The sequence below is a fragment of the Deinococcus sp. KSM4-11 genome (genome assembly GCF_004801415.1).
Lineage (GTDB): Bacteria > Deinococcota > Deinococci > Deinococcales > Deinococcaceae > Deinococcus.
Map to the genome: position 1 here is coordinate 58,679 of NZ_SSNX01000005.1, position 14,886 is coordinate 73,564.

Sequence of the window (14,886 nt, forward strand, 5' to 3'; positions counted from 1 at the left end):
GCCGCAATGCGGACAGCAGTGTGGTCGTGCGCTGATAGTTCCGTTCCCTGACGACCGGCCTGGTTTAGGTCCAGAGCACCGACTATGTCCATGCTGCGGACGATCTGGGTCGCGGGGTGCCGAAGTCAGATGCACAGGTGAGCGAGCTGTTTCTGGCATCACTACCCGATGAACGGACAGTGGGGGCGGGAACCCTGGCTGCAGCTGTGGTGGCCTTTGATGGTCTGCTCGGCCATTCGTGAGCTGACACAACGTCTAATGAAAGGCCGCCTGCCCAGGCTGGAAACCTAGCCACGGGGGCGGAGAAATCCGGACGGATGGACACTCGCGATACGGTGCAGGGCCTCAACTCCCGTTGCGAACCGGTGCCCTGTTCCAGACATGTTCTTGGCCCGGATCGAGAATGTTACGCTGAACATCGCACATCGTCTAGCTGCCCGAACCCACCTGACAGAGGAGGATGGAATGACAGGACAGATGTTTCAGTTCAAGCGCTTCATGCTGACTGATGGCGGCTTGGAGACTGACCTCCTCTACAACCGTGGAATTGATCTTCCCTGCTTCGCCGCGATCGTGCTGCTGCGCACCGCAGAGGGCAGGGCAGCGCTTGAGGCCTACTACCGCCCCTATCTGGAGGTGGCAAGGGAACTCGGCGCCGGGTTCATCCTTGAGAGTCCCACCTGGCGCGCGAGCCCCGACTGGGCCGCACCACTCGGCCTCGACCTGTCGGAGCTCGACGAGCTGAATATCGCCGCAATCGACCTGATGCGCCGCCTGTGCGCCGACTATCGGGGCGCCGTGCCCGAGATCGTGGTCAGCGGCTGCATCGGGCCGCGCGGCGACGGCTATGTCGCCGGCGAGATCATGGGCGTGGCGGAGGCGACGGAGTACCACACCCACCAGACGCGGGTGCTCGCGTCGGCGGGCGCCGACCTGATCTCTGCCCTCACCATGACGAACGTGAACGAGGCGATCGGCCTTGTGCGGGCCGCACAGGCGGTCGGTGTGCCGGTGGTGATCTCGTTCACCGTGGAGACGGATGGGCGCCTTCCGACGGGCGACACGCTGATGGACGCGGTGATGGCAGTCGATGCGGCGACGGACGCCTACGCGTCGTATTTCATGATCAACTGCGCCCATCCCGATCACTTCGCGGCGGTGCTCGATCCGCGTGCCGCGTGGACACAGCGCATCCGTGGAGTACGCGCCAACGCCTCGCGCTGTAGCCACGACGAGCTGAACGCCATGACGGAGCTCGACGACGGAAACCCCGCCGAGCTCGGGCAGCTCTACCGCGAACTCCTGGCCACCCAGCCGCAGATCACGGTACTGGGGGGCTGCTGCGGCACTGACCTGCGCCATGTGACCGCCGTCGCACAGGCGTGCATTCCGTCGTCGTGATCGGCCCTGGCGGGACAGGCTCAGGGTCGGCGGTTCTGGCAGGTGGTCGCTCCCTGTCCGGGCCGGCCGGCACAGAGCTACAGAACTGGAGGTGAGCAGTCAGCCCCGACGTTCCTCGTCCCCCATAACCTCTTTTGTCAGCGTCAGCCATGCGGATTCGCGCACGAAGCCCATCGCCTCGTTGATGGCCAGCATGGGCGCGTTGCGGCTGTGGTTGCCGGTAAAGACCTTCGTGTAGCCCCGTTCCAGCCCGGCGCGGGCCGCCGCGAGCTTCAGGGCGTACGCGATGCCGTGCCGTCGCCACGCGGCCAGGACACCGGTCAGGCCGATCATCAGCGTGCCGGGTCGCGAGGGCATCGGGGTGTGCAGTTCGCTGACGCCCACCCAGTCGCCCGCCGGGCTCACCGCCACGAAGAAGCCCTCCGGCTGTTTCAGGGTGTCCAGGAAGCGGCGCTGCCACGTCTCGAACGGCCACACACTGACCGGCGTGCTGCTGGGAACGTCACGCAGCAGGGTGGCGACCAGGCCGTAGAGCCGGCGCTGCATCGCCTCGTCGGCGTGGATGTCGCCTAGGCTCGGCAGCGGGCTTAGGGTGATGCCGGCGGCGGCCGCACGATCCTCGAAGGGACGGAAGGCCGCGAAGTCCAGCGTCGTCAGGTCGAGCACGCTGGGCCACATGGTGTCGTGCACGGCGTAGCCGCGCGCTTCCAGGGCTCCTTTCTCCCACCAGTCCTCGCGGGCACGGGTGACCAGGGTGCGCGCCCCGAAGTCCAGCGCTCGCGCCTCGGCCAGACCAGACAGTGAGTCGTACAGGGCGGCGTTCTCCGGCCACACGCGCACCGTCACGTCGATCCAGCCGGGGTGTCCGTCCATGCGCGGAATGCCGGCCTCGGCCATCCCGACGATCCCGCCGCCACGCTCTGCCAGCACGTGCCAGTGGGGCTCGCCGGGCAGGCGGAAGGTCGCGTGCCGTTCCAGATCTGCCACCGCCACGGGCTGGTCTGGGTGCGCGGCGGTCAGGAAGGCGGCCAGGGCCAGGCGGTCGTCCAGCGTCGCAGGACGGAGGGTGACGGCGGGCGGTAGGGGAGGGGCAAAAGCGACCATACGGAAGTGCAGCACATGGGCGGGGTGATGGCATCCGTCGTCCGGCTTACTTCAGGAATCACCGCCCTTCTCTATACTTTTTCGGATGTCACCTGACGCAGTCATGACGGCGAACCCCCTGCTGAACCTGGGGTTCAAGATTCCCTTTGACCGGATCCGGCCGGAACACGCCGAGCCCGCGGTCGATACCCTGCTGGCCGCCACCCGCGAGAACCTCGAACGGCTCGCCGCCGCGCCGGGGCGGAAGTTCGAGGCCTTCATGGACGACCTCGACACCCTGACGGATCAGCTGGACACCGTGAGCACCATCGTCTCGCACCTCGACGGGGTGGTCACCAGCGACGCATGGAAGGCTGCCCGCAAGGCGATCATCCCGAAGGTCAGCGAATTCCGCACTCTGCTCAGCCTGCATCCCGGCCTGTGGGCTGCCCTGAAGGCGTACGCCGCCACGCCGGAGGCCGCGGCGCTCGACCCCGTCCGTGCCCGCCATCTGAAGCTGACCATCGACGATTTCCGGCGGGGCGGCGCCGACCTCCAGGGCGCCGGACGTGAGCGCCTGACCGGGCTGAACACCCGCCTGGCCGAGATCACGAACGAGTTCGGCAAGAACGTGCTGGACGCCACGGCCGCCTACGAGCTGTATGTGCCGACAGAGCGCTTGGCTGGGGTGCCCGTTCGCGTCCAGGACGCCACGCGCCGCGACGCCGAGGAGCACGGCAAAGAAGGCCACCGTCTGACCCTGCACTATCCCGTGTACGGCCCGGTCATGACCTATGCCGACGACCGCGATCTGCGCCGCGAGCTGTGGGAGGCGCAGCAGCAGGTGGGCCGCCAGGAGGGCCGGGACAACCGCCCCCTGGTTCGCGAGATCCTGGCCCTGCGGCGCGAGAAGGCGCAGTTGCTGGGCTTCCGGAACTTCGCGGATTACGTGCTGGAGGACCGTATGGCAGGCGGCGGCGAGGTGGCGCTGAAGTTCGAACGTGAACTCGAAGGCCGGACGCGCGCGGCCTTCGAGCAGGAGAACGCCGAGCTGGCCGCCTTCCACCGCGCGCAGGTCGGCGCGGACGCCCCGGAACTGGCCGCGTGGGACGTGTCGTACTGGGCCGAAAAGCAGCGGCAGGCGAAATACGACTTCGACGAGGAGCAGGTGCGCCCGTATTTCCCGCTGGCCAGTGTCCTGGCTGGACTGTTCGACATCACCACGCGCGTCTTCGGTGTGACGGTCACGGAGGCCCAGGCTCCCGGCTGGCACCCGGAAGTGCGGTACTACGACATCCACGACGAGGCAGGCGTACACGTGGCGTCCTTCTACACCGACTGGTTCCCGCGCGACACCAAACGCGGCGGCGCGTGGATGAATGCGTTCTTCACCGGCGGCCCGCGCGAGGGCGGCGTGGAACCCCACTTGGGCCTGATGTGCGGCAACATGACGCCGCCCAGCGGTGACACGCCCGCCCTGCTCTCGATCAGCGAGGTCGAGACGGTCTTCCACGAGTTCGGACATCTGCTGCACCACGCGCTCTCCCGCGTGCCCGTGCGGTCGCTGGCCGGCACGAACGTCGCGTGGGACTTCGTGGAACTGCCCAGCCAGATCATGGAGAACTGGGTCATGGAGCGCGAGGCGCTGGATCTGTTCGCGCGGCACTACCAGACCGGCGAGCGCCTGCCGGAGGAGCTGTACGCCCGCATGGTCGCGGCCCGCAACTACCGCTCCGCGAACTTCAGCATGCGTCAGTACTCGTTCGGCCTGACCGACCTGACCCTGCACGTCGAGTACGACCCGGACAGCGACGCCGACCCGATCACGGTGGCGCGCGACGTCATGGCCCGCTTCTACCCGTACGCGCTGCCCGACGATTACGCCATGATCGCCAGCTTCGGGCACCTGTTCAGCTCTCCGGTCGGGTACGGCGCGGGCTACTACTCGTACAAATGGGCAGAAGTCCTCGATGCCGACGCCTTCACCCGTTTCGCGCGCGAGGGGATCTTCAACCGCGAGACCGGTCGCGCCTTCGTGGACGCCGTGCTGTCCCGCGGCAACAGCGAGGATCCCGCCGAGCTGTACCGGGAGTTCATGGGACGCGATCCCGATCCGGACGCCCTGCTGCGCCGCAGCGGCATTCTCGTCTCCAGCTGACTCGACCCGCGTCCCGGTCACCCTCTGTGCCCATGTCAGGGCGCGGCAAGGTGGCCGGGTTTATGCTGTCTTCATGCGCGCCCGCTTCCTGACGACCCTCGCGGCCCTGGCCCTGCTGGGCAGCGCCCACGCGCAGAGCATTGCCGAACGGCAACTGCTGACCCGGCTGAATCAGGTGCGTGCGCAAGGCGTCACCTGCCCCGGCAGCGGCATCCGCCCCGCGTCCGGAGCGCTCGCCTACAGCGCCCCGCACGCACAGGCGGCGAGGCTCCAGGCCGGGTTCATGAGCCAGTCCGGGCGCGTGTCGCACACCGGGGCTGGCGGCACCACGCCGCGTGTCCGGGCGGCCAGCACCGGCGTGAACGCCGTGAGCGTCACCGAGATCATCTACATGAACGGCGGCCTGAACCCCGCGCAGGCCATGCAGTGGTGGCTGCACAGCCCCGTGCACTGCTACTGGATGACCGAGGGCCGGTACACCCGCGCCGGGGCCAGCGTGATCCGGGGTACGCACGGCACCGCCTACGTGATTGTGCTCAGCAGCGAACCGAGGTAGACCGCCGCGCACTCGGGTTGGGCTCTCGGCTTACCGCGCCGTCCAGCCCAGATCGAGATCCAGCACGGCGCCGGTCATGCCCCACGCGGCGCGGCTGACCACGTAACTGGCGAGCGCGGCCACGTCCTCCGGGTTCAGCAGTTGTTTGATGGCGGCGCTCTCCAGCATGACTGTCTGTTCGACCTGCGCCTCGGTGATGCCGCGCGTGCGGGCCTGATCCGCGATCTGGTGCTCGACCAGCGGCGTGCGCACGTAGGCGGGGCACAGGGCGTTCACGGTGAAGCCCTGCTCGCCCGCCTCCAGCGCGGCCGTGCGCGTCAGGCCGATCAGGCCGTGTTTCGCGCTGATGTACGCTGCCTTGAAGGGACTCGCGACCTGCGCGTGGATGCTGGCCACGTTCACGACCCGGCCGTGCCCGCTGCGCCGCAGGTGCGGCCACGCGAGCTTCGTCAGCAGGAAGGGCGCCGTGAGCATGACGTGCAGCATGGCGTCCCAGGTGTCCTCCGGGAACTCGGCAATGGGCGCGATGTGCTGGAAGCCCGCGTTGTTCACCAGCACGTCCAGCCCGCCCAGCGCCGCGACGGCCTCCGGTACGGCGCGCATGCAGTCCTCGCGGCCGGCGAGGTCGGCGGCGATCAGGGGGAAGCCTTCCGCGTTCGCCACGGAGCGCGCCTGCGGCCGGTCAAGGTCGAGCACGGCCACCCGCAGCCCATCCTCGCGCAGCCGCCGCGCGATGGCGAGACCGATGCCGCTGGTGCCGCCGGTGACCAGGGCCGTCCGGTCGTCCTGAAATGCTGTGGTCATGCCGCCGAGTCTAGGGCGCGGCCGTCACCCGCCCGTTACCCGGTCGGGTCGGTGGCGTCCACTCCGCCCAGGGCGCGGCGCAGGGCCACCGTCTCCGGCAGGGGCCGCAGCTCCAGTTCCCGCAGCGCGCTGCACAGGGCCGCGTACACGCGCCGCGCCGCCGCCGGATGCCCCCGGGCCTGATGGGCCCGCATGGCGGCCCGCGCCGCCGGTTCATGCGCCGCGTCGAGACTCAGGGCGCGCTCGGCCGCAAGGGCCGCGCCGTCTGGATCCCCCGCGTCCAGGGCCCAGGCGGCCTCGGCGGCCAGGGCCTCCGGCAGGGCCGTCGCGTAGCGCTCCGCCTCCCGCTGCACGTCGTGCAGGTCGGATTCCGCCACGTGGTTGCCCAGCGTGCTCAGCGCCAGCAGCCGGCCAGGCGTACCGACGGGGGCATCCAGCGCCTCCCAGGCGGTCCACAGGTCGACGCGCAGATCCGGCCCCGGCCGCAGGCGCAGCCACTCGCCGCGTTCCAGGAACACGCCGCTGGCCGCACCCTCCTCGAGCACCTGCCCCAGCGCGTGCAGGGTCACGCGGAAGTTCCGTTCCCCCACACCGGGGTCTGCGTCCGGGAACAGGGCCTCCTGCGCGGCCTCGCGGGCCAGACCCGCGCGGTGCACGACCAGCAGGGCCAGCAGGTCGCGGGCCTTCGCGCGGCCCCACTCGCGCGCACGGCCTTCGTGGTTCCGCTGAACCAGCACGCGTTCCAGCACCTGCACGTGCACGCCGAAGCCCGGCGTGTCGGCCAGGTCTGGAACGTCCGGGTACCCCAGGGCGGAGGCCACGCCGCCCAGCGCGGCCCGCGCCGGCGGGTGCGCGGCCGCCAGCGACGCGAGCAGCTTCGCGCGGCCCGCCGGGGTCGGCGCGGGCGTGAACATCGCTGCGGTCGCCAGCAGGAAGGGGTAGCGGGCGACCGCCTGGGCGGCCTCGGGCGCGTTCCGTCCGTCCATGGCGAAGGCGGCCAGGGTCACGGCCGCCCGTCCGAAGGCGTCCCCACAGGTGGTGAAGGCGGCGCGGGCCGCCGCCAGATCGGAGTGTCCGTCCAGCAGCGTGCCGGCCTGAATGGTTCCCAGCGCCGCCGCGAGGTGCACCAGGCCGCGCATGTACCCGTCGCCGCCGGTGTGTTCCAGCGCCTCGTCCCGCAGCGCCTCAGCCCGCCCCGTGTCGCCCGCGCGGGCGGTCAGAAAGCACAGGCCCATCAGAGGCTCGACCCGCAAGCGGGGCACCACACCCTGCGCCAGGCCCAGCGCCTCCGCGTAGGCCGCGCGGGCGGCGGCCTCATCGCCCCCGCTGAGGTGCGCATGTCCCAGGCGGGCCAGCGCCAGCGACCGCACGAAGGGGCTGTCGAGCCGCTCCCCCTCCGCGAGGCCCTCGCGCGCCGCTCGAATCCCCGCCGGAGCCGTGCCCATGATGGCGTGCAGGAAACTGGCCAGCAGCAGGCCCTCGCGGTGGTTCTGCGCGGCCCGCGCGCCTCCGGTCTCGCCCCGCGCGGCTTCATACGCCAGGGCCAGGGCGCGGTTCAACTGGCCGGTTCGCAGGGCATAGCGGGCCCCACCCGCCAGCGCCGGTTCCAGCGCGACGGCCTGCGCGGGCTGCCCGGCATTCAGCAGGTTCTCGGCCCGCAGGCGGCGCAGGCCGTCCAGTCCGACCCAGTCGTCCGGTCCGGTCAGCAGGGCCTGTGCGGTGTCCAGCGGCGCCCACGCCAGCGCGGGCTGCACGGTGTCCAGGGCCACCTGAACCTCACCCAGCGCGCGGCGTAGCGGCGTGGCCCGGGCGTAGGCGGCCAGCGCTCCGTCGTAGCGCGATGAGAGCCGCAGCGCGTCGCCTGCCAGGGCGTTCAGATCGGGTGTCCAGGCGTCCGATGGCAGGCGGTTCAGGCTGCGCTCCACCAGCGTGACCCGTCCCTGCGAGAGCCATGCGGTTCCATGCCCGGCGAGCAGTTCGGCCGCGCGGCCCGTGTGCCCGGCCAGCAGGTGGGCCGCCAGGGCGCGGCGGGGCCGACGGGTACGCTCGTAGTACGCCGCGCCCCGCGCCGCCAGCCGGGTTACCTCACCGGGCGGCAGGGTGCTGCGCAGGTGGGCGCGCAGCAGCGGGTGTGCCCGGTACGCGCCGCCGCCCGGCTCGGACGGGCCGGACCGGGTGAGGAAGGTGCCGCCGCCCGCCAGGGCCTCCAGCAGCGCGCCCGCATGCGGTTCCTCCAGCACGTCGGCCAGCAGGTCTGCCGTGAGCTCCTCGAACACGCTGCCTCGGGTCAGGACGTTGCGGAGCGCGGGTTCCAGCGGCCCCAGCACCTCCTGCGCGAGGTAGGCGAACAGCGTGCCCAGCTGCGCCTCGCCGCCGTCCAGGTCGGCCAGCGCCCGCAGGTGCACGCGGCCCTGGGCGACCGAGTGTGCCAGAAAACGCACCGCGATCGGCCAGCCCTCGGTGAGCACCTGTGCCTGTCGCACCTCGGCGCTCCCCGGTGCGAGACCCTGCGCGCGCAGGAGTGCGCCCACTTCGTCCGGCGTGAAGCCCAGATCCGCCGCCGAGAGCCGGGTGACCACGCCCGCCGCTTCCAGGCGCGTCAGATCCGGCACGGGCAGCGGCACGCGCGAGAGCAGCGTCACGCGCCCCGCGCCGCAGTCGAGCACTTCCCGCAGGACGTCGCCGACCAGGGGAGCCAGCAGGTGCTGCGCCTCGTCCAGCACCAGCCGCGCCTGCGCGCCGTCCAGCACGTCGGCCACCCGCGCGGCCACGCGCCGGGGACTGGCTCCGGCGTCCAGCAGCGCGCCGGGAGCCGCGCCACCCGGCAGCCCCTCCACGGCCAGGGCCAGTCCTGCCGCGAGCACCTGCGGGTCGGCGTCGTCGGCGTCCAGGGTGAGCCAGGCGCGCTGGCCGCCCAGATCCGGCCCGGCGGCGGCCAGCGCGGTGGTCTTGCCGTAGCCCGCCGGGGCGACCACGACCAGCACGGGCGAGGCGTCCAGCAGCGCCAGCAGCCGGGGACGCGCGACGGCGCCGGACGCCGCCGGCCAGCGCGCCCGCCGGGGCGAGGTCAGGTCACGCCAGGAAAGGGTCATGCGCTGCGAATGCTATCAATCCGGTGGCCCACACTGCCGGACGGCTGCGCGGCTTTCATCTGGATCTGAGTGGTCCGCGCTCCACTATGGGCATGACGGCCGTCCCCGCTCCGGCCCCAGTGGCCCCTCCGACCGACCTGCCTGCCGACCCTCCGGCCCTCCCGGCTGCCCGCGCTCCCCGCCTGATCGCGCTGGACGCCTTCCGTGGTCTGACGGTGCTGCTGATGCTGCTGGTGAACAACGTGTCGCTGGGCGGTCAGACGCCTGCGCAGCTGATGCACGCGCCGTTTGGCGGCCTGACCCTCACCGACCTGGTGTTTCCGTGGTTCCTGTACTGCGCGGGCGCCGCGCTGCCGTTCTCGCTCGCGGCCATGACCCGTGCGGGCGTGACCGGCGCGGCCCGCCTTCGCCGCCTGCTGGAACGCGCCGTCCTGCTGTACCTGCTCGGCGCCTTCGAGACCAGCGTCACCACCCACACCTTCACGCTGGGTCTGGGCGTCCTGCAACTGATCGCCCTGGCGACCCTGGCCGCCGCGCTGCTCGGGCACCTGCGGGTGCGCTGGCAGCTGCTGATCGCTGCCGCGCTGCTGGTCGGGTACGCGGCCTTCCTGAGCCTGGGAACCCATCCGGCGGGCGTGGGCGTAATTGACGAGACCCACAATCCCGTACAGGCCCTGAACGACGCGCTGCTCAATCCCATCGGCCTGCGCGGCCTGCTCTCGGTGGTGCCCACGACGGCGCTGGTGCTGCTGGGCGCGGCGGCGGCCACGGCCCTCCAGCGGCGCGATCCGCGCGCCAGTCTGAAACTGCTCGGGCTGGGAGTCCTCCTGAGCGCCGTGGGCTTCGGCTGGGCGGCCAGCGGGCACCTGCCCCTGAGCAAGACCCTGTGGACGCCGCCCTACATCCTGTACTCGGCCGGTCTGGGCACCCTGGGCCTGCTGCTCGCGTGGCTGCTGGCCGACTCGGGCCGCGTGCCGGGCGGCGCGGCGCTGCTGGGCCCGCTCACCATCCCCGGCCGCAACGCGCTGGCCGGCTATGTCCTCCCGATCCTGATCAAGGTCTGGATCCTGCAGGACTGGGTGGTCGGCTGGGCAGGGAAGGCCATGCCGATGGGCACCGCCCTGCTGACCCTGGCCCGTGCGCACCTGGGCGGTCTCGCCGGCGGCTGGACGTACACCCTGGGGTACGTGCTGGCCGTGTGGCTGGGCCTGGCATGGATGGCCCGCCGGGGCCTGATCCTGAAACTCTGATTCCCACACCCCCGATCCGCCTCCCATTCAGCTGTCCTGAGGTTCCCATGCCACGACTGATGCCCCTGCTGCTCACCCTGACCCTCGCCCCGGCCACCCTGGCCGCCGCCGCGCCTGCCCCCGCCGACGTCCACCTGGGCGGCGCGGCCTTCGCGGGCCTCGCGGCCGACTCGTACCGCCGCGCGAACCTGGACGGCACCTTCACCACGTGGCTGAACGAGGCCTACACCCGCACCGGCAAGCCCCTCGGAGACGGCAAAACGCTGACCGCCGCGCTGGAGGCCCGCCGGGCCGAGCTCCACGCGGCCAGCGGCGCCCAGCGTGACAAGCTGGCGCTGGAGACGGCCACGTGGGCGCACGCCTTCGTGAAGGCCAGCATCCCCCGCTTCAGCCTGGAACGCGGCTACGAGTTCGCCAGCATCCCGAAGTACGGCGAGCGCCAGTGCCTGCTGCAGAGCACCATCATCGCCGCGCTGCTCCAGCGGGCCGGACTGGACGCCGGGCTGGTCATGGTCTGGAAGAGTCTCAGCGGACAGGAGAGCAACCTGGGCCACGTCACCAGCGTGCTGCGCCTGAGCACCGGGGACGTGCAGATCGACGCGAGCGAGCCCACGCCCACGGCCACCCACCAGGGCCTGCTGGCGTGGGTGGACGGCGGCTGGCGCTTCGTGACTCCCACCTTCGACGGCGACGTCATGACCGCCTACGTCCGCACCGACGGCAAGGGCAGCGTGCCCGCCGCGAAACTGGGCTTCCTGAGCCTCGCGTACGTCAAGAGCCAGTACGACTACTACCGCGCCGAGCGCACGGTGGGCGGCGTGCTCGGCACCGGCAGTGGGCACTCCAGTCCGGACGGCCTGAAGACCAGCGAGGCCCTGCTGCGCCTGTCGCTCAAAGAGGAACCCGGCAATCCCCTGGCCGCCAGCGTGCTGGGCACGGTGCTGCGCAAGGAGGGCCGGGACGACGAGGCCCGCACCCAGTACCGGTCGGCCGCCGCGCTGTACAGCGCCGCCGGCCACATGCCCGCCGGGATGGCCGCCAACCTGAGCTGGGCGAACGGCACCGGCCACCGGCCCCTTCCCGCCCTGCTGGCGACCCTGCTCGCCCACCGGTGACTTTCCCTGGAGAATGACGGCTGTGATCCGATCCATCCTGCTCGTGACCCTGGCCCTGCTGGCGTCGCCCCTCACGTCGGCTTCCGCCCAGTCGCCCGCCCTGCCCGGTCAGGTGCAGCCTGTCGCGCCCGGCACCCGCCCGGCTCCCACGCTGCCCACCATGACCGTCACCCCGGCCGTCCCGGGCGTCCATACCATCAACGTGCTCGGCAACGGGTTCATCACCGTCGCGCACGTCATCCTCACCCTCACGCCGGAGCAGCACGCCCAGGCGCGGGCGCTCGCGGCGACGGTCGCGACCCGTGTGTTCGCTACGCGCTCCGATCTGGCCGAGGTGGACATCAGTGCCTACGACGCCGCGTCGTACGCGGGCTTCGGCGGGCCGCTGCCGCTGCTGACCGCCAGCGTGCCCCGCCCCCGCCTGAAGGACTTCGAGGCGTGGACGGCCGGATCTGGCGCGTACGAGCGGCAGTGGGTGAATCCCGGCCCGGCCGCCCTGCCCGCCTACCGCGATCCGGACCGGGTTCGCGAGACCGGCCCGACCCTCACCGTGTCGCCGACCCTGACGACCCGGCAGGCGCAGCAGAACCGCACGCAACTGCGCGTCACCACGGCCCAGATCACGGGCGGCGAGGCGGGTGGCCTGCTGTACCGGGGCCGGCGGGGCACCGAGGGCGTGGCCGCCCTGACCTTCGACGACGCGCCACACCCCCTGTTCGAGCCGCTGCTGCTCGACCTGCTGCGGCGCAGCGGCGCGCACGCGACCTTCTTCGTGATCGGCCGCAACGCCCAGGCGTACCCGTACTTCGTCCGCGACATGGCCGCCCAGGGACACGAGGTCGCGAACCACACCTACCACCACGTTCGGCTACCTCCGCTGAGCACCGAGGACGCCGTGGATGAACTGCGCTGGACCGACGACCTGCTCAAGTCCATCACGGGTAAGCCCGTGCATTACTTCCGGCCGCCCGGCGGGGAGTACACATCCGGCACGCTGAATGCCGCGCGCAGCCAGGGTCTGACCACCGTGTTCTGGACGGACGATCCCGGCGACTTCCAGAACCCCGGCGACTCGACCCTGGAGGCCCGCTACCGCAGCAAGCTGCACGCGGGCGGGATCGTGCTGCTGCATGACAACGCGCCCGAGATGCTGGACGTGCTGCGCAATTTCCTGCATTACGCCCGGCAGCGCGCCGTGGCCCTGACCACCGTGGGCGGCCTGCCGAAGTAAACCCGCCGGGCGCAGGGGGTCAGTGGGGCGTGCTGATGCTTGTCGAGGGTTCCCCGGCCCTGGCGCCGGATGGGGCGAGCAGGAGTGTTACGCCGGCGGCTGGCCCCCGATGAGCTTTTCGAGCAGCGTCAGCAGCGTGGCGCGTTCCGGTTCCTCCAGCGGGGCCAGCGAAGCGTTCAGGATGTCCTCGACGAGCGGTTGACCGGCCCTGAGCATCTGCAGTCCGGCGGGCGTGAGGTGATGTTCAAGGCGGCGGCCCCGTCCGGCCCGGCGTTCGATCAGGCCCTGCGCGGCGAGGCGCTGCACGAGCGTGCCGAAGGCCTGGTCGCTCTGGAAGGTGTCCTGGGCCAGGGCGTGGGCAGAGGCGCCGGGCGTGCGATCGATGGCGCGCAGGGCATCCCACTGAACCAGCGTGGTGCCGATGTTGGCGAGTCGCGTGTCGAGCGTGCGGTGGTGCCGGTACTGCACCTGTTTCAGGGCGCGGCCCAGGCGGGGAACGTCGGTCGGCATGGCCCAAGCTTACCAGGTTTGTCAACTTGCTTATATAAATATATTGATATAAAGTGTGCGTATGACCGCACCCCAGACCACCGCAATTCAGCTGTCTCCCGACCTGCCCCTGACCGTCACTGCACAGGGATCTGGCCGCCCGGTGCTCGTCCTGCACGGTGGGGGCGGCCCCGCCACTGTCGCAGGCCTCGCCGCGCACCTCGCCCAGACCAGTCACGCGCTGACGCCCACACACCCTGGCTGGAACGGCACGCCCCGCCCGGAACGCCTTGGCACCCCCGCCGCGTATGCCCGCACCTACCTCGACCTGCTCCACGCGCAGGATCTGCGAGACGTGCTGGTCATCGGCTCGTCGCTCGGCGGCTGGATCGGCGCGGAGCTGGCTCTTCAGGACACCGAAGGGCGGGTCTCCGGCCTGATCCTGATCGACGCCGGGGGCATCGACGTGCCCACTGCCCCCATCCTGAACGTCTTTGGCCTCTCGCCCGCTGAGCTGGCGGCCCACTCGTTCCACGACCCCGCGAAGTTCCGGGTCGATCCGGCCACCGTCACGGAGCACGCCCGCGCCACGCAGCAGGCGAACATGGCCACCATGAACCACATCGCGGGCGATCCGTACATGCACGCCCCCACCCTGCGTGCCCGCCTGAGCGGCATCGCCCTTCCCACCCTGGTGCTGTGGGGCGCCAGCGACGGCGTCTTCACACCCGCCTATGGGCAGGCACTGGCCCAGGCGATTCCGGGCGCCCAATTCACCGTCATCCCGGAGGCCGGTCATCTGCCGCAGATCGAACAGCCCGAGGCGACCTTCGCCCTCGTGGATGCCTTCGCGGCGGGCCAGCGGGCCTGATCGGCCCCACCGTCAGCGTCCTGTCCACCCTACCTCCGTCCACGACGCGCTCCGCATCCCGAATCCAGGTCGAGGGTTCAGGCTAGAGCGCCAGGTAGGCCTCGCGCACGGCCGGGTCGGCCAGCAGCGCTGCGCCGGTGCCCTCCTTCACGACCTGACCGTTCTCCAGCACGTAGGCCCGGTGCGCCAGCCGCAGGCTCAGGCCCACGTTCTGTTCGACCAGCAGCACGCTCACGCCGTCGTCGTTCACGGCCTTCAGGGCACCGAACACCGTCTGCGTCATCAGTGGCGACAGGCCCAGGCTGGGCTCGTCCACCACCAGCACGCTCGGCAGGCCCATCAGGGCGCGGCCCACCGCGACCATCTGCTGCTCGCCGCCCGACAGCGTGCCCGCCAGTTGCCCGGCGCGCTCCTGGAGGCGGGGGAACAGCGCGTATACCCGCTCCAGCGTGGTTCCCTGCGCGTCCCGAGCTTCCGGGCGCATGGCCGCCCCGAGGTCCAGGTTCTCGCGCACGGTCATGTGGGCGAACAGCTCGCGGCCCTCGGGCACGTGCCCGAGGCCCAGGCGCACCACCTGTGACGGCGCCGCGCGCGTCACGTCCACGCCGCCCAGCGTGATCCGCCCGGCCGTCGGTTTCACCACGCCGCTCACCGCCCGCAGCGTGGTCGTCTTCCCGGCCCCGTTCGCACCGATCATCGCCACGAACTCGCCCGGCCCGACGCGCACGGTCACGTCCCACAACACCTGCACCTTGCCGTACCCGGCGGCCAGATGTTCGATCAGGAGTTCCTGGCCCGCAAGGGTGCTGGTCGGTGCTGCGGTCATCGGCTCGTTT

The 14,886-nt window shown here is 71.2% G+C and carries 12 protein-coding genes; 7 read left to right on the forward strand and 5 right to left on the reverse strand.

All coding sequences use genetic code 11. The features are described 5' to 3' along the window. The first annotated feature begins 465 nt into the window (after window positions 1-465). Window positions 466-1,401 (forward strand): homocysteine S-methyltransferase family protein, encoded by a 936-nt coding sequence (locus E7T09_RS14390; protein ID WP_136389905.1) that lies wholly within the window; start codon window positions 466-468, stop codon window positions 1,399-1,401. A 99-nt stretch (window positions 1,402-1,500) separates the two neighbouring features. Here E7T09_RS14390 and E7T09_RS14395 read toward each other — a convergent pair whose 3' ends face one another. Continuing rightward, window positions 1,501-2,505, reverse strand: coding sequence for a GNAT family N-acetyltransferase (locus tag E7T09_RS14395; RefSeq protein WP_240741804.1), 1,005 nt, complete (start codon window positions 2,503-2,505; stop codon window positions 1,501-1,503). Window positions 2,506-2,590: 85 nt separating this feature from the next. Between E7T09_RS14395 and E7T09_RS14400 the strand changes: the two genes are divergently transcribed. Further along, entirely contained in the window at window positions 2,591-4,642 is a 2,052-nt protein-coding gene (locus tag E7T09_RS14400; protein WP_136389906.1) for a M3 family metallopeptidase, read from the forward strand. 73 nt (window positions 4,643-4,715) lie between these two features. Further along, the gene (locus E7T09_RS14405) at window positions 4,716-5,198 is read left to right on the forward strand and encodes a CAP domain-containing protein (protein WP_136389907.1); all 483 of its coding nucleotides are present in this window, start codon (window positions 4,716-4,718) and stop codon (window positions 5,196-5,198) included. Between the two features lie 30 nt (window positions 5,199-5,228). Here E7T09_RS14405 and E7T09_RS14410 read toward each other — a convergent pair whose 3' ends face one another. Continuing rightward, on the reverse strand, window positions 5,229-6,002 hold the full coding sequence (locus E7T09_RS14410) for a 3-hydroxybutyrate dehydrogenase (protein WP_136389908.1): 774 nt from the start codon (window positions 6,000-6,002) through the stop codon (window positions 5,229-5,231). Between the two features lie 35 nt (window positions 6,003-6,037). Continuing rightward, on the reverse strand, window positions 6,038-9,094 hold the full coding sequence (locus E7T09_RS14415) for a transcriptional regulator (protein ID WP_136389909.1): 3,057 nt from the start codon (window positions 9,092-9,094) through the stop codon (window positions 6,038-6,040). A 92-nt stretch (window positions 9,095-9,186) separates the two neighbouring features. Between E7T09_RS14415 and E7T09_RS14420 the strand changes: the two genes are divergently transcribed. Genes E7T09_RS14420 through E7T09_RS14430 form a run of 3 tightly spaced genes read left to right on the forward strand, consistent with a single transcriptional unit; the run spans window position 9,187 to window position 12,690 of the window. Continuing rightward, entirely contained in the window at window positions 9,187-10,344 is a 1,158-nt protein-coding gene (locus E7T09_RS14420) for a DUF5009 domain-containing protein (protein ID WP_168734857.1), read from the forward strand. 47 nt (window positions 10,345-10,391) lie between these two features. Beyond that, window positions 10,392-11,459 carry a hypothetical protein gene (locus E7T09_RS14425; RefSeq protein ID WP_136389910.1) on the forward strand — a complete coding sequence of 356 codons (1,068 nt, stop codon included), beginning with the start codon at window positions 10,392-10,394 and terminating at the stop codon, window positions 11,457-11,459. A gap of 13 nt (window positions 11,460-11,472) precedes the next feature. Next, the gene (locus E7T09_RS14430) at window positions 11,473-12,690 is read left to right on the forward strand and encodes a polysaccharide deacetylase family protein (protein ID WP_136389911.1); all 1,218 of its coding nucleotides are present in this window, start codon (window positions 11,473-11,475) and stop codon (window positions 12,688-12,690) included. Between the two features lie 87 nt (window positions 12,691-12,777). Here E7T09_RS14430 and E7T09_RS14435 read toward each other — a convergent pair whose 3' ends face one another. After that, window positions 12,778-13,200 carry a MarR family winged helix-turn-helix transcriptional regulator gene (locus E7T09_RS14435; RefSeq protein ID WP_136389912.1) on the reverse strand — a complete coding sequence of 141 codons (423 nt, stop codon included), beginning with the start codon at window positions 13,198-13,200 and terminating at the stop codon, window positions 12,778-12,780. Between the two features lie 61 nt (window positions 13,201-13,261). Between E7T09_RS14435 and E7T09_RS14440 the strand changes: the two genes are divergently transcribed. Next, complete coding sequence (locus E7T09_RS14440) at window positions 13,262-14,050, forward strand: alpha/beta fold hydrolase (RefSeq protein ID WP_136389913.1); 789 nt, start codon at window positions 13,262-13,264, stop codon at window positions 14,048-14,050. 82 nt (window positions 14,051-14,132) lie between these two features. Here the strand turns inward: E7T09_RS14440 and E7T09_RS14445 are convergent, their stop codons facing one another. After that, on the reverse strand, window positions 14,133-14,876 hold the full coding sequence (locus E7T09_RS14445) for an ABC transporter ATP-binding protein (RefSeq protein ID WP_136389914.1): 744 nt from the start codon (window positions 14,874-14,876) through the stop codon (window positions 14,133-14,135). Window positions 14,877-14,886: the final 10 nt, after the last annotated feature.